The 18,550-nt window shown below is 54.2% G+C and carries 16 protein-coding genes; 8 read left to right on the forward strand and 8 right to left on the reverse strand.

Annotation, left to right across the window (positions count from 1 at the left end; translation table 11 throughout):
- Positions 1-536 precede the first annotated feature (536 nt).
- The 6 genes from RS694_RS03890 to RS694_RS03910 all read right to left on the reverse strand — a co-directional run bounded on the left by RS694_RS03890 (position 537) and on the right by RS694_RS03910 (position 5,189).
- Positions 537-1,406, reverse strand: a complete 870-nt coding sequence (locus RS694_RS03890) for a hypothetical protein (RefSeq protein ID WP_029707029.1) — start codon at positions 1,404-1,406, stop codon at positions 537-539.
- Positions 1,407-1,457: 51 nt separating this feature from the next.
- Positions 1,458-1,757 carry a DUF3144 domain-containing protein gene (locus RS694_RS03895; RefSeq protein WP_029707031.1) on the reverse strand — a complete coding sequence of 100 codons (300 nt, stop codon included), beginning with the start codon at positions 1,755-1,757 and terminating at the stop codon, positions 1,458-1,460.
- A gap of 81 nt (positions 1,758-1,838) precedes the next feature.
- Positions 1,839-2,213, reverse strand: coding sequence for a hypothetical protein (locus tag RS694_RS20635; protein WP_051391806.1), 375 nt, complete (start codon positions 2,211-2,213; stop codon positions 1,839-1,841).
- Between the two features lie 106 nt (positions 2,214-2,319).
- On the reverse strand, positions 2,320-2,763 hold the full coding sequence (locus tag RS694_RS03905) for a ribonuclease E inhibitor RraB (protein WP_244898409.1): 444 nt from the start codon (positions 2,761-2,763) through the stop codon (positions 2,320-2,322).
- 86 nt (positions 2,764-2,849) lie between these two features.
- On the reverse strand, positions 2,850-3,347 hold the full coding sequence (locus RS694_RS20390; RefSeq protein ID WP_029707034.1) for a hypothetical protein: 498 nt from the start codon (positions 3,345-3,347) through the stop codon (positions 2,850-2,852).
- Between the two features lie 528 nt (positions 3,348-3,875).
- Positions 3,876-5,189: an esterase/lipase family protein gene (locus RS694_RS03910; protein ID WP_081708592.1), complete on the reverse strand. Its 1,314-nt coding sequence runs from the start codon at positions 5,187-5,189 to the stop codon at positions 3,876-3,878.
- Positions 5,190-5,484: 295 nt separating this feature from the next.
- Here RS694_RS03910 and RS694_RS03915 point away from each other — a divergent pair, with 295 nt between their 5' ends.
- The 5 genes from RS694_RS03915 (at position 5,485) to RS694_RS20645 (ending at position 13,671) form a co-directional block, all read left to right on the forward strand.
- Positions 5,485-5,679, forward strand: a complete 195-nt coding sequence (locus tag RS694_RS03915; protein WP_029707037.1) for a hypothetical protein — start codon at positions 5,485-5,487, stop codon at positions 5,677-5,679.
- Between the two features lie 95 nt (positions 5,680-5,774).
- Positions 5,775-6,881: a Tle-like phospholipase domain-containing protein gene (locus tag RS694_RS20640; RefSeq protein WP_029707038.1), complete on the forward strand. Its 1,107-nt coding sequence runs from the start codon at positions 5,775-5,777 to the stop codon at positions 6,879-6,881.
- A 124-nt stretch (positions 6,882-7,005) separates the two neighbouring features.
- The gene (locus RS694_RS03925) at positions 7,006-8,256 is read left to right on the forward strand and encodes a hypothetical protein (protein ID WP_029707039.1); all 1,251 of its coding nucleotides are present in this window, start codon (positions 7,006-7,008) and stop codon (positions 8,254-8,256) included.
- The gene (locus RS694_RS03930; RefSeq protein ID WP_051391807.1) at positions 8,253-10,253 is read left to right on the forward strand and encodes a phospholipase D-like domain-containing protein; all 2,001 of its coding nucleotides are present in this window, start codon (positions 8,253-8,255) and stop codon (positions 10,251-10,253) included. The genes RS694_RS03925 and RS694_RS03930 overlap by 4 nt, the downstream gene beginning before the upstream one ends.
- Positions 10,234-13,671 (forward strand): DEAD/DEAH box helicase, encoded by a 3,438-nt coding sequence (locus RS694_RS20645; protein ID WP_029707041.1) that lies wholly within the window; start codon positions 10,234-10,236, stop codon positions 13,669-13,671. The genes RS694_RS03930 and RS694_RS20645 overlap by 20 nt, the downstream gene beginning before the upstream one ends.
- A 612-nt stretch (positions 13,672-14,283) precedes the next feature.
- Here RS694_RS20645 and RS694_RS03940 read toward each other — a convergent pair.
- Positions 14,284-14,976, reverse strand: a complete 693-nt coding sequence (locus RS694_RS03940; RefSeq protein ID WP_051391808.1) for a hypothetical protein — start codon at positions 14,974-14,976, stop codon at positions 14,284-14,286.
- A gap of 636 nt (positions 14,977-15,612) precedes the next feature.
- On the reverse strand, positions 15,613-16,056 hold the full coding sequence (locus RS694_RS03950; RefSeq protein ID WP_029707045.1) for a DUF3592 domain-containing protein: 444 nt from the start codon (positions 16,054-16,056) through the stop codon (positions 15,613-15,615).
- Positions 16,057-17,099: 1,043 nt separating this feature from the next.
- Here RS694_RS03950 and RS694_RS20405 point away from each other — a divergent pair.
- The 3 genes from RS694_RS20405 to RS694_RS20410 are packed head-to-tail and all read left to right on the forward strand — an operon-like array spanning position 17,100 to position 18,494.
- A complete protein-coding gene (locus RS694_RS20405; protein WP_152528797.1) occupies positions 17,100-17,558 on the forward strand; it encodes a hypothetical protein in 459 nt (152 codons plus the stop codon).
- A gap of 1 nt (position 17,559) precedes the next feature.
- The gene (locus RS694_RS03955; protein ID WP_076069354.1) at positions 17,560-18,018 is read left to right on the forward strand and encodes a helix-turn-helix domain-containing protein; all 459 of its coding nucleotides are present in this window, start codon (positions 17,560-17,562) and stop codon (positions 18,016-18,018) included.
- Positions 18,019-18,023: 5 nt separating this feature from the next.
- The gene (locus RS694_RS20410) at positions 18,024-18,494 is read left to right on the forward strand and encodes a protein-export chaperone SecB (protein ID WP_037247042.1); all 471 of its coding nucleotides are present in this window, start codon (positions 18,024-18,026) and stop codon (positions 18,492-18,494) included.
- Positions 18,495-18,550: the final 56 nt, after the last annotated feature.

Here is an 18,550-nt window from a genome sequence, read left to right on the forward strand (position 1 = left end):
GTGCCTACCAGAATAGCTTTGCGGCTGACACAGCCAACAATGGAATGCCAGCCGCAAGCAATGCATAAAGAATGACCGGCGGCGTCTTCTGAGAAATGGAATACGCAATGTATGCCTCACTCGGCTTGCGCCTACACAGCATGGCAACTACTGGAAGCACAAGCAATGGCGATGAAAGTGCGAAACCAAATCCGACTCCAAATGGCCGCCAATCACCTTTGTCGTACCCGCCCAATGGGTACAAGGCTATACCGGCTAGAAAGCCACCCAACAAGAGTAGGTTTGCCAAGCGAATCGCCCATCGAAACTGAAAGACCAACGTTTCTGAGGATTTACCGCCATACATCCGCGGAACCCACTTTGACCATGCGTAGCAAATCAGAACTGCAATCAGTCCGCCGAGTGTCCCGGAGAAAATAGGGTTAAGGCCATTTACATCCATGTGAAGCCTAACGCTCCTGTTGCAGGCCGCTATGCGCAGGCACGGTGTTGAACTTGCGAATTGTGAGATCGCAGTTGTGGCGTAGATGCATTCTTCAGGTTGGCCCTGGGCCGTTGAAAGTTAGCGCAAACCTATCCTTGGAAAGAAATAGCTGATTCGAGCAGAAATCTTGATCGCCTGACGATGATTCGTCAAACTGCCTTTCTTGACCAAAGAAGATCAGTAGCTGTTGGTCCGCCTTAATGAGTTCAACGCCTTGGCACTTGAAGAGGGGCCGAGGTAGTTTTGTGTCAAGCCAGATGCGGACCCCGATAACTTGACCTGAAGTTGATCTAAGCCAGTCGTAGAAGCCTAGCCAATCTCCCTTCCCAGAATCTAGGAAGACCTCACCATTCAGATGCAGCTCCGCGCCAATGGAATTGGCAATGCCTAGAACCATTGGCGGACTGTCGCTCGAAATTGCGACTGCAACAGTACCGTATGTGTGAAGTACGGTCTCCATTTGCACTCTTGACATGAAGGGGGCCAAGGGCGCCTGCGTGGATTGACGTTCCACGTTGACTGACATGTATGCATTGTTCACAGATCGATGGCCGTGTAGCACGCGGGCTAGTGCGGAACCAACGAGAGCGCTAAGGACGGAGAAGATAAAGGCGGATACTAGTACTGTCGCAATGACGGGGATAGAGAATCGATCTGTTGGAAGTGCTCCTGGCCCAATCTGACCAGAGATATACAAGCCCAGCGTCGCATCGACTAGCGCAACTAAAACAGCCGCACCGACAACCCAAATAAGGCCCCCTCGGCGGAAAGCAAAGTATCCGACCACGGCGTAGATAAGTACTGAACCTATCGCCGCATACCCGTAGGGGAATCCCAAGCCGTTGGATGCAAGCGAAGCCACCGTATCAAAAATCAGAACGGCTACCGCTCCCAAGCCAAAAATTTTCCAAAACGGGCTCATGCGCCCTCCTTAAAAAGGGCGTAACGCTGGCACTTCTCAGCACGCGGCAGGTTAAGCATCACCATCGCTGGGAGCCATGTATTTCGAGAAATTCAGGATGTAGTCGTCAAGGTTTTCCTCCAGCATCAAACGGTATTGCTCCAAGAAGTAATCGAGCGTTTCGGTTTTCGCTTGTTCCATCTCTGCGCCATTGGAAAAACCGCATGCACTCACCCAGGCATTGAATCTCGCCGTTGCGTAGAGCATTGACGCACTGGCCTTGCCCCTGCCAATCTCAGTCTGATGATCGTTTGTCAGATGGATGTGCGCATCTGCACGATCGTAAAACTTGTCGTCTACTTCCTTTGGCACGGTACGTTCCTTTGATGCGTAACGTTGGAGATCACGCGATGCCGCAGGCGGTCGCATGGATTGACCTGTTATGCGGTACGTCTACCATTCGCGCCACTCCTCTGTGATGTCGCCGTTTTCGCCAAGACCAGCCAAAGAGGCAGCGGCAATGATCAGCTCGCATATATCCTCTCGTTGGTCCGTTTCAATGAGGCTGTGTTCGCACTGCTCATTCAGGTCATTGAGTTCAAGCACAGCCGTCTTCACTGCTGCCATGATCCCCTCGCTCTTTCCGTGCATGGATGGCTCTAGCACTGAAGATAGGTATCCATCCAATATTGACGCACAACGTTCAATGTCTTCCTTCGAGTAGTCATCGAAATCGTCCTCTCCCTCTTCTCGCTCCATGTACGAGAGCATGCTTTTGAGGGCGCGCTCCTTGATGTCACGAAGTTCCCCTGAAATCTGGGCAGCCATTTCTTACTCCCGCATTTACGAAGCGTGAAAGTGAGGGGCCGCGCGGTTTCATCGCACGGCTTCTCCTCGACCGTAGCGTTAAACTTCTGGTACATTGACTTTGGTTTCATTTATTGACGGCTGCCACTGGGCCTACGTCCATACCGTCATAAGCGCCGAGTCTGCTGCGTTTGGCGAAGGCCGCAAGCTCCGTGTTGCGTGAATGCAGACTCTCAACGGAATGCGCTTCAACGCGCTCAACATGCAACCACCAAAGATCAGGGGCGTTCGGCTTGTCCTTGTCGGACAGATAGATATTCACAACCTTGTAGCCCTGTGCGGACAATTCCTTTGCGGCGGCTTCAAGAGGTGGGCGTGATTTATTTGTGAAGAAATACCCCCAAAGCATTGGCCGAGACATGTCCCACTTTGTTTGCTTGGTAATGTTCGCGAACATTTGCTCTAACTGTTCGCGTGGTACAGGTGATTGAGCTTGTACGGTCATACAGTGCAATGAGATGAGCAGGATGGCTGTGATTTGTGCGATACGCATAGCTGCAGCGTCACTCATGAGTCATACCGTAGAAGTGAAAAGCTGCCAGAGCGCGGCGTAGGGAACCACAAGCGTTGCTTGTGGCCATCCTCTCGATTTCCGGGTTAGGCGATTTGTGCTGCTGCATGCGGCAAAGCATAGGGCTGAAGTGGCATCTCGCTAATTTTGTAACCGGTCTTTCGAACCCATCTCCAAATTTTGTCAATCCAACGGCTGAATTCTTCTGGGTCATAGCTCAGGCCATTTGGTGCAGAAAAGTTGTTGGCCCAATACAAGCGACCAGGCGCGCTCAAATCAGGCTGGCTTCTTGTTACTTCAAGGACCGGAGCTTGAGCAGCGTTGGAAAAGTAATACCAACCTATGCATTCTGGGTCGTGCGCTTTTGTTCCGACTGTTCCGTACTCTGGATTCCATTGGAAGCTCTTATTCCAAATTGTGTAGTGCCAGTGCCCGGAGAACATTTCATTGAAGCCGTGAACCAAAAGACCTTCTTTGGTTGGGGCGAAACTTTCAAAAATCTCGATTTCGCAAGTACTGTGAAGAAAAGCAATTAGTTGCTCTTCATCTTTGGTACTCATCAGTAACTGAATTTGCTTACCCATGTGAGAAGCCTAACCGGAAGTCATGTAATTGCGTATCCCCCATTCGGGGGATATTGAGGCCGAAATCGAAGAAAGGTAGGCCTGATAGCTGACATTCCTTTATGTCTCCTTCTGGCCCATAGCTCCAGTTGACCCGAAGCGGGAATCCAAGATGTCTGACTTGTAGCCCGCAAGCAGACATTTAGGTTAGATTTTTAGGTTGGTACGTTTCGTGATGAAAATGCAGCATTAGTACAAAAACGTGTTCGATAGGCTCTATCGGCGGCTGCTTCTGCGCAGCCGAAAGAACGGAGAGCAACACCTTTTGAGCGGCAACACTGGGAGTTGATTTTTTCGTTGAAATAGTAATCTCTGTGAGTAGTTGTGCTTGCAGGACTACTGGCCGAAACACTGCCCCCCTAAGCCTTGTTGAAAACACTCTATCAAGTTTCGCTTGAGCAATGGGTGATAGTGTTTGGATTGGTATTAGTGGCTGGTTTGACTGGAATATGCATCTGGACAACGTCCTTTTTTAACTCAAGGAGTACCTTAGTCCGCGCCTGGAATAGCTTGCAACAAGTTCTCGTGGACCGATGCAAGGGCGGCAGCAATCTCTTGCCGCTCATAAATTTCGCTATGGGACAGAAGTGCGTTTTGAGCTCGCAACGTAGTTATTGTCCAAGTACCAGGTGGAGCGGCTTCAGCACTTATGCGTAGGACGGAAGCCCGAAGAGCCGTTTCAAGGCCGAATGGGAGCGCCACCAGCATAAAAAGGGGCGCCGTCAAAATGAAGCTCAAAGCTTCAACGACGAGAGCCATGGCACGAACTTTAACCGCATAGGCAATGAAAAGAAGCATAGACAGAGCATTCCCGAAATGTTCCAAGACATCGTTTCCTAGCGACGCGTAAGTCTCGCTTTGTTTGAGAAATCCCAAACAAACGAGCATCAGAACGCTGACTATGAACATTGGATTGAAATACTCCGCTACTAATTTCTCTAATCTCCTGGTAAGTTGAAAGATCGTTTGAATGAATCTAACCAGCGTCTGCAGAATCCATGATGAAAAAGCGCTCAATGCCAGAAGAAAGGACGCTTCATCATTTGTAGTCCTCAGCACGAGCAGTTGGCTCGGATCCAAAGTTACTTCGGTGTGTTTTGCAAAGCTCACTGTCGATTTGCGTATGTTCTCGATGCGCTTTACGAGAATAGCTCTAGAGCGCTCTTTGAAGAGGGTATTTGCATACACTTGCCACACAACGACTATTACGATGAACGCGTCATACAGCCAATCTTGTGGGATTACAAAATATCCCGCGAGCAGCAATAGAAAAGTTTCGATCAAAATCATCAAGCGGACCTTATCTGTTTCGGTTGAGAACTCGTCCGGCGTGGAGGCAAAGCTGGCATAACGCGGTTCAAAGTGAAGGAACGGCGTAGAGAGTGTTATTACATGTACATCCTTGCGGGCTGCACGTGAGGCTCCCATCGCAGCCACTCCTCCGCCATGACTGTGACCAATTAGATAAATATATGGTGCATCGTTCTGTTCAATCCAATCCTGGGCTAGGCATGCAGCGGCCTCGCGTTCCGAATGGCTGTTGTCGCCGCTCCAAAGTAATGTGTCGATAGAACATGCTCCGAAGGCTTGCGTTACGTATGCTGCGAATCGACTCTCTGGTCGTGTCCAAGGCGCACGCCTAGCGAATGTTCCGTGCACAAGCAGTACAGACACCGGTCTTTCAGATCCTCTGTCAGCGCCTCGCTCAATACGTGGCGTTCTACGCAGGATATGACGTCTAAATGGCCCCGCAATCAGGGCAATGACTGCAACAGAGATTAAGGTTTTCCAGTACCAAGCCATAGGGTGACCCTCGGAAAATCTCGACAAACACCGCTGTCGATTGACGTTGATTTTGACGCCTCTTTTGGTGTTTGCACATCACCCAATTGGGTAAGTTTCAGGAAAGACTGGTTAGACGGGCGGATTCAACTGGAATGTCAGATAGCGGTCATTCGCTGGTGACTGCTACAGGCCAATTGGTTGTCGACCCAAAGTGGTTCTTGCAGCCTCCCCAGGCCCTACCAAATAGCAGTCGGAAAGGCTCGATCCAATTCTGGCGAATCGACAAACCGGTCGGCAGATGCGAAGAAGAGTGATGCGACAACCATTGAAACTCCCGATTGTGTACATTCACGAAGATCTGCTTCTGGCCCATATCTATCTAGTGCTGCTCAATGTGCAATTTGCCGCCGTGATGGTCAGCAAAAGAAGTTTCTGTGGCGTGGCCATTTTGTTGACGACGGCCGCGGCTCTAATGCCGGCCCTCAAAAAGCTCACCCACTCTCCCTGATGCCGGTAGTCAGTCGGCAAGCAGCTCAAATTCACCCGAATGGGGGATGGGCGCTCACATTAATTAGCTCTAGACTGCAAAAAAGGGGCTACATCATGAGAACGTTCTTCACGAATTCAGCCGGGTGGCTGCGCTTGGTTGTTTTCGCAACAAGTCTGACCACAGTCACCGGTTGTGGAAGCATCTTTCTTCTGGATGCCAACCGTGAAATCTATGACGATAGAAGTGGTGGCAAACCTGGTAAGAACGATATATCGGAACCAAAAAACAAGGACGATTGGTTTTTGGTCGAGATGTCCAACAGGTACGGCCTGATGTCCTTGTTTGCACTGACTGCCTACCGGTACGACATAGATCGAAAAGACCGTGACCGAATCGGATGCGATTACCTCAATCCCAGCTTTGTGGGCGATAGGCACTTCGGTATGCCTAGAAGCACTGCTGCTGCAGGACGTTGGGAAAGGTGGTTGCCGGAAAAAACTAAAGCAGGTGATCCATCGCCCTGCTTCAATGAAAGTGGCTTGTTCTACGAGACCTATGTTCATCGTAGTGCTGAAGAAAAAATTACTGAAGCCGTGATTGCTTTTCGAGGAAGCGAGACTAGAGCTGGACAGACCGCGTCAGATTGGGGTACCAACCTCTCAAATTTCTTCGGTTTTGAACCCCAGCAATATGCAATTGCGCGTCTCCACATTGAAAAGCTGACTGATCGAATCCTTGCCGAGGCGGCTGGGGTACCGATCTATGCTGTCGGGCACTCCCTAGGCGGTGGACTGGCACAACAGGCTGGATACCTGACGAAGTCAATAAAGGAGGTTTACGCCTTCGACACTTCCCCAGTCACGAACTGGACGCATCTCCGTAGGGACGGGGCTGTCAAACAGGGCTATCCCATCATCCATCGGGTTCACAACAGCGGTGAAGGCCTTGCAGGTTTTCGAGGCGTAGCTACAGCCGCTACACAAGCCAGATTTGGGAGACACGATGTGGCAGTTCAATTCGGGCCTAAGGCGCTTGTAGACGGGCATGCCATAACCATGTTGGCGTGCAACTTCGCTCTGATCATGAAAGAAACAAACTCACAAGGTGGTATGTACGACTACCCCACCAGCTACATCGTGGATCATGTGTTGAAACGGGATGGTGGGCCCAAGAAAGACGATGTGCGGGTCTGTGACGATGAAAACAAAGGCCAAGACTGACTGAACTTGAATGAAAAAAGGCGCCAGCAGGTGACTGCTGGCGCCCTGGCCCTTAGCGCCCATAGATGCCAAACTCGTCATGGGCGACCGGGGGTGTAAATGTTGACCTGTCCCAGAGGTATGAATGAAATTCAGTGAATATGTGATCACCGAGAGGGCCGGCATTCTGGTCGATCCGCTCGGCTTTCTGAAACCATCGCGCGCATTGCAGGACACGATCTTCCGGCAGTTCACGGTGCTGACGAACCGGCCCGGGTACCACGGCTTCTTGTGCATGGCGTGGCAGCTTCTGGATGGAGAGGGTTACAAGGCGGGCAGTGCTGGTTTCTCCCGCAAGTTCAGAGAGACTGAGATCTTCTGGGGCCTGCTGAACGCTGCGCATGGCACCACCATTTTGAATATCACCAAGTACAGGGATTTGCTGGGCGAGCGCATCGGCCTCAAAAAAATCTCGAGGCGCGACGCCATTTATTCCCGCTTGTCCTACGGCACGCTTGGCCACTACAGCCAGCCCAGCCTTGCTTGGGGGCTGCTCGAGCCTGGCGCGCGAGCGCTGAATGCGCAGGGCGCGGCACTTGCCAAGGCGGCTGCGAGCCGCGACGGACATGACTTCACCGATTGGCTGACCCGATGGAATGCCGGTGAGGAGTTTGTCAAGGCCGACCTGATGGAACTGCAGCAGGCTTTTCACCTCCAAGCGCTGCCGTCCACCGGCGAGCAGGCGCAATGGCAACAGTTGATCGAGCGCTGGACTAGGCTGCACACACATACCCAGCCCTTGTGGGAGCAGCCCGTGGGCTTTGAGGAACTGGACACGGCCGAGCTATCCCCGCGGGCGCATCACGAGTTTCATCAGACCTTGCAGGCGCGCTACCCTGCGCTAGCGGCAGAGATGGCCGCAATCGAGAGGTTTGAGCGCCTCTCGGGCGCGGTGCAGTTGATCTTTGATACCCGGCTGGCCATGCTTGAAGTGGCAAGCACAGCGCCGCTGGAGCCGATGGTAGAACGTGACGAACTGGCCGTGGCCATTGTGGCGATCGCTAAGGAGAACGCAATCTTGCAGGGGCACCAGCCGGGCAAGCTCTTTTCTGAGTTGGCGGCCACGCCGGGCAAGTACGAGAAGTTGGAGGACGTGATCATTTCGCACCACGTCAGGCATCAGCGGGCAAAAGGCGTCTCTCCCTTTCTGGAAGGTTCGCGCCTGCTCGTGACGGGCAAGGCCGACCGCAATGAAATCGGGCGGGTGCTTGAGGACGTGGATGGCTGCGCCACCGTCGGCGACAAGATCAACCACTTGCAATACCGCTCGCGCCGCGATTGGCATTTCAGGCGTTGCCGCATCTGGCATGACTGGGCTTTTGGAGCAGTGCAATGACCACGGCTGCAACCCATCACTCGCTGCGCGATTGCTTTACGGCCATCTTTGACGCGGCCGGCAAAGACCCCGTCGAGCACATCGTCGCCATGACGTACGAGTTTGAGGATCAGCAACTACTGAACCTACTTTCAGGTAGACCGATGGACGAGAACTTTCTGCCACGCAGGTTTGACCTGAAGAAAATTTCAGAGTTGGCACCGGTGGTCATCTATGACGCCAGAAAAACAAAGGAGGCGAATCTCGTTCCGCATTTCCTCGACCTGCTGCCGGTCAAGATGCCGGCCTTCTCGTGCCACCACCCCAAGGCTTACCTGGTTGTCACGCAGGCGAGCGTTCAATTGCTGCTGGGTTCCATGAACCTAACCCACACCGGGCTGTTCCGCAACCGCGAGCTCTTTCATGAGTTCCGCTGGAGCCAGAGTGAGACGCTGGACTTGGGCCTGCTTAACGACTTCACGGAAATTCTGGAGCAGCACCACGGCGACTTTGAGTCGGCGTCGCTAGGGGCGGCCATCACCGGATTGCGCCGACGTATTAGTGACTGGCAGAAAGGGCAGGGTGAAGCCAGGCACCACTTGGTGGCGTCGGGTTATGGCGCGACGAGCGGCCTTGCGCGCCTTGGCGCGCTGTGGCGCGAGCTGTCTAGCGGTGCGCGGGTTCGCCGGGTATTTGCCGTGTCGCCGTTCTTTGACTTGGGAACGGGCAGTGACACATTTGCTAGCATGCTGGTGCGTGAGTTCGGCGAGCTGGAGGGCCTGCACATCGTGACGGACCGCGCATGCATCGGCAAGTTGTGCAAAGGTCATTTTGCAGAAGTGCCGAAGCGCGTCCTGCACGCGATTGAAGAGGCGCTGGGTGAAGAAGAGCAACGGCGCATTGAAGTGGCCAATGATGGAGCCAACCGCGGGCTGCAGCTGCAACGCAAGCTGCACGCCAAGCTGATGGTGCTTTGCGGGGACGACGGCTTTCTCGTTTATGGCGGCAGTGCCAACTTCACCTGTAAGGCCTGGAACGGCGACAACCGCGAGATGGGCGTGGCCTGGTACGAGCGTGGCAGCGCGGCCAGGTTCATTGCCGGTGTTGAGGCAAGCCTGCACGCGGTGCGCGACAACCAGTACAGCTTGCTGCTTGATGCGCCGACGGTGTTTGAAGTTCAAGATGAAGACGACTACGAAGGCAAACCCGGCTACCCGGATTTTGTGCAGTCCATCGTGTTGGAGGAAGTTGCAGACTCGGCAAACTTCAGGTTCAGTGTGTCCGGCTCCGAGCTGGACAGGCTTGCCGAGTACGACATCTTCTGGGGCCATGAAAGGCTGCAATTCAATGCTGGTGTCTCGGTGCCCCTTGCCGCAAGCACTCTGTTTGCCCGGCTGCTGGGCGGGCGGAACCTGTGTTTTGTCTGGAAGGTAGATGCAGAGTGCAGGTTTTTTCTGCCCTTCCGCCACACGCCCGCATTGTTTGAAAAGCGCGACCTTCACCTGCACGAGTCGGCTGAAGACTGGATGCTGTACCAGCTGTGCATCGGCCAGTCAGGGCCTGCCGACCCTGACGAGAGTGTGCCGGGTGAGGGGGGTGAGATTGTCTGGAGCAGCCAGGCTTTCGACGGCAACCGTGAGGACAACGCAACGATCAAGGCGCAGCGCTACCTGAGCCTGTTCGCACAGTTGGAGGCGGAGTTTCACCGCCGGGCTGAAGCCGTGGGCGCGTTCCCGGTGGAACAGCGGCAGTCCGCCTGGAAGGCGACGGTGGCCACGCCGATCGAGACGCTGGCGGCCGTAATCACCCGGCAGCAATCAGGCCCTGTGGACCATTTGCTTCGCGTCTTTCAGCTCGGTGAACTGGCCTTGCTGGCGCGCGCGTTGCCAGCAGAAGGCGGTTCAGGCCAGGCCTTGCATGGTGCGATTCTCGCGAAGATGCCCGGCGATGCAGGCAATCCCGTGCTGGGCCAATACATCAGTTTTTGCGGAGGTGCGAATGTCGGTCAAGCGCTTTGACAAGATACTGAAGGAGGCGCCCCAGCGCGCCGAACTGGCAGCCGACTGGGCAAGGCAGCGGGCCACGGCGCGGGAGTTTTGCCGGCGGTTTGCCGAGGGCAGCGACACTCAATTGCTGGGCGACCAGGTCGGCATGGGCAAGACATATGTCGCCATGGCGGTGATTGCCAACACCGTGCTGGACAGCAGTAAGAACGGCTCAAAGGCGCTGTTGATCACGCCGCAGAGCGCGGTGCTGCGCTCCAAGTGGGAGCAGGAGCTGCGCAGCTTCAGCGGCAGCTATTTGTTGCCCGGTGTGAAGGGTGCCCTGAAGCCGCTGGTGGTTGACAGTTTCTGGGACTTGGTGGCCAATCTGCACGACCATGACGACACCGAAGTGTTGCGGATTTCCGATGGCAGGTACAAATGCATCCTCCATTCACTCTGGTGGTGGGCGATTGAAAAGGGATGGGTTAACAACAAGCAGTACTGGTGGCCCGAGCTGGAGAAGTTCGACTGGGCTTCTGCTGAGGCGATGAAGTTCGAATCGGAATTTTCTTCCGCAGCATGGTGGGCTTTCCTTGAGAAGCGGAACGCTGGAGACAATGACTCGCTGCACAAGTTGCTCAAACCCAAAGGCGGCATATGGAATGACCCTGCCGGTTCAGCCTACAAGGTAAAGAACCTCTTCAAGGACTTTGCGCTGGACCAGGACGCCTACGAGCCCAACGTTTTCATCCTGGGCATGAACGCCTTGGGTCGGCCCAAGAGCAACAGCTACCAGAACCAGCAGTTTGCAACGTTTGCGCTTGCAGTTCTGCTCAAGGGCCGGTGGAAGGAGACTTGGGAGTACACCCTGAAGTCCCTGCAAAAGTCGACCAACTCCATCCTGGCCGGGGCTGATGTGACGATGCTGACGAGCCTGAGCAATGCCGACCTTTACCGCACAAGGCACTTGGTGGGTGACGCACTGCAGGACGACAAGGAGCTTGAGGCGATCTGGCAGCTGCTTTTGAGGGACCCTGATGGACAGAAGCCTTCGACCATCAGGGACTTCTTTTCGGCCTTACTTGAGCGGGTGGTGGCCGCCAAGCTGAAGGAGTCCGGCATCAAGCTAGCCGTGGTGGACGAGGTGCACAACTGGAAGTCTGGCGCCAATGGGGCAAGAAGCTTCAAGAATAACTTTGCACCCGCCATTGACCACAAGCTGTTGATGTCGGCAACGCCCTTCCAGCTTGACAAGGTCGAAATGCACAACGTTTTTGAGTACGCCTATGCGCCGCAGGGGCGGTCATCGCAGGTACTGGACGAAATCTATGCCGGTGAAAGCCTGCTGGACAAGTGCATTGACGCCAACGGTCGCCTGTACCAGTCGCTGCGTAGCCTGGACGCTGAAGACTCTGCATTGCTTCTGGCGCCAGACCTGGCCGGGTTGCCGCTAGACGGCTTGGACGCCGGCTTGCAACTGATGGCGCGTGATGCAGGCGCATCGCCCGGCATTCAGGAGTTTGTCCTGAAAGCCTTTGAGTACCGGCAGGCCGTTGACGCACTGCTGCTCAAGCAGCGGCAGATCATGATCCGGCATGTGAAGACCCGCGACCACAGGAGCTTTCATGCGGGCAAAGAGTTTGCTGTCAAGACCGAGGGCCGGCATGCCATGTACAAGGTGCCGGGCTTCACCAGCCCGAAGCATGCCTTTATCAACTTGCTGGCCATGCGGCTGGACCAGCGTATCAGGGGCGACACCACGCCTGACAAGGCCAAGCCGGCGAATGCCCGCCTTGTGCGCGGCATGAGCTCGAGCCTTGCGGCCTTTCGTGAGAGCAGCAAGGGCGCTGCGGCGGCAGTCGCTGGCCTGCCGCCGGGCACACGTGACTACATGAAGCTGTTTGAGGACGCGATAGTGATGTCAAGGCACCCGAAGGTGTCGGCTACGGTGGAGCATGCCTTGCGAAACTACGAGGCGGGCCGCAAGACGCTGATCTTCTGTGAGCGGGTTGCGACGGCAGAGGAGATCGAAGAACTGTTGCAGGCCGAAATCGAGCAGGCGCTTGGCGCTGACACCGAGGACTTCAAGGCGACGCGCAAGAAAATTGTGGCGGATCACCTGTTCTCTGACGTGCAGTGGTACCGCTCGAGGACCCGGCTGGGTGCAGGGGGGGGCGTGAGCATTGCCGACGAAGTGACGCGCAATGACGCCATCGCCTTTGTTCAGTCGTGCCTGCGCAGGGCCAATACGCTTGCCACGCCGCGGCGGATTTTGCGGCTGCTGGACCTCTGGTTTTTGCGGGCGGAGTTTCGCCAGATCAAGCGCGGTGCTGCCGGCGGAACCGCGCTCGCGTTCCTTGCCGCGCTGACGGACAAGCTTGAGCACGACGTGGAGCGCGGTGAGGTGCTTGCTGCAGTGCTCAACCCGCAAAGCGACACCACGCTGGACGAGGAGGCTGCGACCCAATCGATTGAAGAAGTCCTGGCCAGCGGATTCATCAATGGTCAGAACTTGTGGTCACCCGATGAGGGAGCGGCGTTTGACACCGCGTTGTGGTCCTTGGTGGAGTCTGAAGCCAGTCAGTTTCTGCACGGGCCTGCCGCCACGGGAGCAAAGGAACTGGAGGCCGGAAACCTGGTTGCCTTCTATAGCATCCTGCTGGGTTTGCAGACGGGTTTGCGCAAGGTTGTGCTCCGGCCCGACCTGCTGCGCAGGACCTTGCCCGCGCCTGAGGGAAAGAGTTCAGCGCAGGCCGTGCTTGAAGGTGTGACCAGGCCGCGCGGTGACGGCGAGAGCATCTGGAAGAAAGTGACCCGATTTCTTGAGGGCCTGGAGCAGGCCAACGGGACGATCAACTCGCTGGACCAGACCAACACCCAGCGCCGCAGCCTGTGGCGCGGCGTTGAGCTGAAAGAAGACCCGCTGGTGATCAAGCTCGACGGCGACATGGCCGCTGCGCGTAGGGTTGTTGTGTGCGCGGCTTTCAACTCGCCGCTTGCACCCGACATCCTGGTTTGTACGGCCATCGGGTCCGAGGGCATTGACCTGCACAAGGAGTGTTCGGAGGTGATCCACCACGACCTGCCATGGAACCCGGCCCGGCTTGAGCAGCGAATCGGCAGGCTTGATAGGGTGGGGCGGCTGGGCGAGGCGTCGAGCGAGGACCTCCGAATCGGCATTCCCTTTCTCGCGCATGACTACGACCAGTATCAATATGAAAAGGTGCTTAGCCGTGGGCAGCTGTTTGAGTTGCTCCTGGGTACACCCGATTTTGATCTGTCAATTGACGAGGAAGACTATCAAGAAGGGGCTGAAAGCACAGTGATCGAAATTGACAGTGAAAAGGACGCGTCAAATGAAAAGGCGCTACCAATCCTGCCTGACAACCTCGTGCGGTGGCTCAGTGTGGACCTATCTTTAGCTGGAAATACCGGCGTTCGGGAACATTAACAACAGCAGTGGAAATGTCGGGCGTTACGCCGGAGGGAACCGGGCTCAACACGACGCCCGGTCGCTGCGCTGATCCGGGTAACGGTTTAATCCAAAAACCGGCGGCAATGACGGCTCTCGCCGTAGAGGGGCTTTTTCCGCCAGCTCTGATGCTAGGCTTTTCGAACTTACCAGACGCGGGCATTTCTGGGGCCGTTCAGACTCTGCGTCAGGCCATTCTTGAAGGCTGATCTTTCAGTATTTCACTTAGGGCGTGTTGGGGGCGGCTGCCGGAGCCGATGCTGGCGAGTACGGTTGGATGGTAGGTCTAACGATTGCTGCTATCTCCTATCCGAACAGCCCCGCCGGCTTCCAAGGGATGACGACGGCGGGTCTCGGGTCACCTCAAGTTATTGGCCAATGACTGCTTAGGAGTATCCAAATTTGCCCATAGCGAAGTCCACTGTGCAATTGCCGTAGTCAATATTTTGCAAAGTACACCTCCGCAAAGTGGACATTGCTAGAAGACCGGAAGTGGCCCGCAGCTGTCGACCCACAGCGGTCGCTTGGACCCCTGGAAAGCAGTCACTCACGTTTGATAGGTCGGGTTTGTCCGTACCGGATGCAGTCCAGTTAGGCCTCAATTCGCTCGAACTTCAGACCTGAATGATCCGTTTGGTCGATCAGTGCTACTGAGAACTGCTGTTCAACTGAACGTCCAAGTCCATCAACAAACCTGACAAGTAACGTGCCCTGTGTGTGGGGGAACCGGCTCGTCATCGTAATGTGAGTCGAATACTGTTCGCCCTTACTGAAGAGAGCCTGATTCAGGAGGCTTTGGCGAAACCCGTCGGGCAACAGAATCTCGGCGTAGACCGCCGTGGCATCATGGCCCACGTTGATGAAGGTCGCGTTGTATGTGGATTGACCATCCCCGCGGAATGCCCCTCCACCGCCCTCGACTCGGAACTTGGGTTGAGAAAGATCCTCCCGCAGACTTCTTTCAAACGCGAGAGCTTCTCTCTCACTCTCAACCTGAAGTCGAGAGACTTCAACCAATGCACGTTGCTGTTCAACGGAGTTTTTTAGTTCCTCGGCCTGAAGACGTAAGGCATCAGTGCTTAACCTGAGTTCATCCCCTTGCTGCAAATAGCCAAGAACAAGCCATAAGAAAGCAAGGGGCGCAAAGCATCCAGCAAGGAAGTCACCCCATTCATTTGGCGTCATCTTGGCTGTAGCCGTCGGATCGCGCAGGACCAAATAGGCGACTATCGCCAACCAAGCGAGCGAAAAAATTGTTCCGCTGGCGGTTCGATGAGGGCGCATACGCTCCTTGATATCTAATGTGAAGTTGACCGGACAACAACACTTTTCGGCAAAGCCGCCCTCTGCTGTTGTTGGTCTGTGTCAATTGACAAGTTAGAAATCATCGTTCTCCAACCCGTGTGAAGATTGATGTGAGCATGACATTCGGATACGGCGGAGATCCCGGCTTCACTGGAGTCAGAAACTTGGTACTCTCCTCAACAGTTTGAACTCTAATCAAATTCAATCTATTCTCATCGACCCGAATTTGCCCCACGAACACAAGACCAATTTGCATCAAAAGCCCCGATGCAACCACGGTCGTCTCGATTCGCTCTTGATCCAACCACTTGTAGGTTCCGGCAGACTTGTTGTACGGCGCTGTACTACTCCAAGTTCCGTCAGACTTGAACTCAAGGTACGAGTCTCCAGCCATCCGTTGCGGCTCCAATGCTTGATCGCCTATTTTTCTAATGAGGACTGTGTGGCGCCATGTCCCAATCAATAGAGTCTGGGGGGTGCTTTGCGCAAAGGCGCTTGATGACAGTAAGACCGCGGCCAGGGTGATGCTCGAGACGAATGCGCGACGTAATAGCATGTGACTTCTAAAGTTAGAGGCTAGGCGCGGCCCTAGGACGTCGCCTCTGGACCGACCAGTTAGAACTCATAGGTACCTCCGCGCCGCGCCAGAAAGAGCACTACCAGTGAACCCAACAGACCGCTCAACCCCAATGCTGCGGCAATGCAGGTAGAGCCCCAAAGAGCAAGGAAGGAGTTTTCAACGGCACCCGAAGGTGCATCGGCCGAATACAGAACTTCCACCGACGAGCCAACTGCCGGCACGTCAACGGCACTTCCACGAAAAGCCCGAATGAATGAAACAGCCTCGCCTTGCTTGGTGGTGAATTCGATCTCGGGTTGCAGTTTGCTCGAAGTGGCGCCATGTACAGCGACCACCCGGCCTCGCGCAGTCTGGGCGGAGTCAATGAATCGCACCTGCGAAAGAAACTCGTATACGCTGAAGGCAATAATCGCCACGCTCAATCCCAGGATCGCACGCAAGATCATTTGTTCAGCACACTTGGTGGAAACCATGGACATGGGTTTTAACGTAATGCTTAAAGCAAAACCTGCTCGATGAACTGGTGGGTGTTCGATACGCTGGCCATTTAATCTCTCTGAAGTTGGCTTGCAAGCAGAGGCATTTCTGTCGTTGTTGTCAACTCAGTGCCGGGTACCTCTTTCAAACAGCAAGATAACCGGGAATCATGTAATTGTGTATCCCCCATCCGGGGGATATTGAGACCAATTGAAGAAGGGTGGGCCTGATAGCTGACATTCATCAATGACTTCTTCTGGCCCAAATCGAATATTGATCCATATCAATAGCCATCGGTGCCAGCGATGGTGATCCGCGGTGTATTTGAAATGCGAAAGACTGGTGTTCTTGCTATGCGAAACGGCGGTGGTTTTGGTGCGAATAATCAGTCTCGTGCGTAGGGGCAAGCCGCTTTGGCGTTTCGTTTCCGTTGAAAACTGATCCACTTCGAGCAGATATTTCCAGCCAAATTTGATCCACGTTGGCCCTACCAAGAATAGACAGGCTCTGATCGTTGGCCGCAAGAGTGGAGGTGCAATTGTTTTTGTACTTCAGAGTGCACAGGATGATTCTCTGCTGACATATAGCGCAATGGGGTCTGATTCCACCGTTCGCCAATAACCGCGACGGGATTTATGACGGCAAGCGGCTGAGCACCAACAACGCCCGCAGTGAGCGCATGGCAAAGGCGCCCACGTACCGCGATGCCTGGGCAAAGGGCAAGCTCACGCCTTCTGCCAGAAAGGAAGTGGATCGCCTGCTGACGCTAGAGCCAGGACAAACACTTGCCAGCATCTCCACCTGGGCGGACGAGCACCGCAACTTTCCTTTATGGCAACTAAGTTATCCACAGGGGTGTTGCAATGATCTTGGACTCGAACCCAGCCAATGCTAAGCTGAGCGCTACTGTCGTTAATTACAGTCAACTTTCTGGTTAAGATGATCCCCGTTTGACTTCGGCAACGTTTTTTGACCAATTGCCATATTTTTTACATGGCTTAAGCACAATCCCTAATTGAAGTAGTTAACTTTAAAGTTAAGATTCATGCATGTACGCAAACTTCCATTCGGGGATCAAGATGCTTTTACCGGGCGCACCGCAGTTTGGACCCTATACGCGCTTTGCGATGGGCAGGGTCAATGCCAAGTAGAAGATTACTTGTGTGGACTTCTTAGTGGGCCCTCAAGTGAAGCAGCCACGGAAATGCTGGCACTCCTTGAGAACATTGTGTTTGATGCAGAAGGACCAAGGCGATGGATTGGAACCTCCAGAAGCAAAGAATCTGTGTCTGGCGAGCGAATCTTTGAGTTCAAGGTCAATAGCTTGCGAGTCCATTGGTTTTATGGTCAAGGACAACGGGTAGCCGTACTCGCCAAAGCGGTGATGAAGAAAAGTAATACAACCCCCAAGCCTCTTGCAACTGATCTAAAGAGACTCAAATCACTTTATGAGGCCGCAGCAGTGGCCAACACGATTGCAGTAGTAACCTCGCAAGGAGAATAAATTGTCAAAACTCAAAGCAGCTATCGCAAAAGCCAGGCTCACAGAGAACTATTGGATCAGCAGGGTAAAACTCGGCGTTGCCTCTCAACTCCAAGATCACCTCAAAATGGCCAATCTCACTCAAGAGAAATACGCTGAAAAGCTCGGCGTCAAGGCACCTCAAGTTAGCCGAGCATTGAGCGGAACAAACAATCCAACTCTCGAGACTCTTGTGAAAATGGGGTGGGCACTGGGTTATGTCCCAAATGTCACATTCGTTCCAGTGCAGGCCAGATTGGAAGGGGTTGGCGCGCTCGCAGATCAAGCGGAAATAAACCTCGACATCAGACTTACACGTGTACAGCGAGAGGTTGGATTCCATGGCTTGGATCGAAGCGTCGGCTCGCGTTGGCCAGGTCCTGCCGTGAATGTCCACAGCATGAAACGTTTGAAGGATGACTCCTTGGTCCTGGCAGCCTAATTAGTATGCAAGCTAGCCCAATTCAGACGAAGTCAATCATCTATCGACGTGTTGGTGTCGAGGCGCACTTGGATGCCGATGGGAACACGGACACAACGATTGACCCTAAAAATTTCCAATGGGATGGTGTCAAATTGGAGGTTGAAACTGCGCTTGGAGTTGATCAAAGCCAAGGTGATGAACCTTCGAGTTTCATGCTTTCATTAGTTGTGCGTGTGAGAAATGAAGAGGGTAAGATTTGCCCGTACAAGCTAGACATTGAACTCGTAGCATTCGTAGAAATCAATCCAAAACTTTCTGCCGCGCGTAGAGAAGACTTGGCAACGGTTAATGGCTTGGCAATCGCATACGGCGCGACGAGAGAACTCGTGACCAATTTAACCGCTCGGATGGAATATGGTCCATTAACCCTTCCTGGAGTTAATTTTCAGGACCATGCCGCGACACCTGAAGTTGCTCCTCCAGATAAGACCTAGGGCTTTCTACGGGACGCTCGAATTTGCCTAGGGACAGCTCAAGGTCCGACGCAATT

This window comes from Rhodoferax saidenbachensis (genome assembly GCF_001955715.1).
Classification (GTDB): Bacteria; Pseudomonadota; Gammaproteobacteria; order Burkholderiales; family Burkholderiaceae_C; genus Allorhodoferax; species Allorhodoferax saidenbachensis.

What these genes read in the sequence shown, in the direction of transcription:
- RS694_RS20390 (WP_029707034.1), bottom strand. Translation starts at nt 3,347, where the DNA reads ATGGGTAAGCAAATTCAGTTACTGATGAGTACCAAAGATGAAGAGCAA.
- RS694_RS03940 (WP_051391808.1), bottom strand. Translation starts at nt 14,976, where the DNA reads ATGCGCCCTCATCGAACCGCCAGCGGAACAATTTTTTCGCTCGCTTGG.
- RS694_RS20405 (WP_152528797.1), top strand. Translation starts at nt 17,100, where the DNA reads ATGCATGTACGCAAACTTCCATTCGGGGATCAAGATGCTTTTACCGGG.
- RS694_RS20635 (WP_051391806.1), bottom strand. Translation starts at nt 2,213, where the DNA reads ATGGCTGCCCAGATTTCAGGGGAACTTCGTGACATCAAGGAGCGCGCC.
- RS694_RS03925 (WP_029707039.1), top strand. Translation starts at nt 7,006, where the DNA reads ATGAAATTCAGTGAATATGTGATCACCGAGAGGGCCGGCATTCTGGTC.
- RS694_RS20410 (WP_037247042.1), top strand. Translation starts at nt 18,024, where the DNA reads ATGCAAGCTAGCCCAATTCAGACGAAGTCAATCATCTATCGACGTGTT.
- RS694_RS03890 (WP_029707029.1), bottom strand. Translation starts at nt 1,406, where the DNA reads ATGAGCCCGTTTTGGAAAATTTTTGGCTTGGGAGCGGTAGCCGTTCTG.
- RS694_RS03950 (WP_029707045.1), bottom strand. Translation starts at nt 16,056, where the DNA reads ATGTCCATGGTTTCCACCAAGTGTGCTGAACAAATGATCTTGCGTGCG.
- RS694_RS03930 (WP_051391807.1), top strand. Translation starts at nt 8,253, where the DNA reads ATGACCACGGCTGCAACCCATCACTCGCTGCGCGATTGCTTTACGGCC.
- RS694_RS03905 (WP_244898409.1), bottom strand. Translation starts at nt 2,763, where the DNA reads ATGAGTGACGCTGCAGCTATGCGTATCGCACAAATCACAGCCATCCTG.
- RS694_RS20640 (WP_029707038.1), top strand. Translation starts at nt 5,775, where the DNA reads ATGAGAACGTTCTTCACGAATTCAGCCGGGTGGCTGCGCTTGGTTGTT.
- RS694_RS20645 (WP_029707041.1), top strand. Translation starts at nt 10,234, where the DNA reads ATGTCGGTCAAGCGCTTTGACAAGATACTGAAGGAGGCGCCCCAGCGC.
- RS694_RS03915 (WP_029707037.1), top strand. Translation starts at nt 5,485, where the DNA reads ATGCGACAACCATTGAAACTCCCGATTGTGTACATTCACGAAGATCTG.
- RS694_RS03910 (WP_081708592.1), bottom strand. Translation starts at nt 5,189, where the DNA reads ATGGCTTGGTACTGGAAAACCTTAATCTCTGTTGCAGTCATTGCCCTG.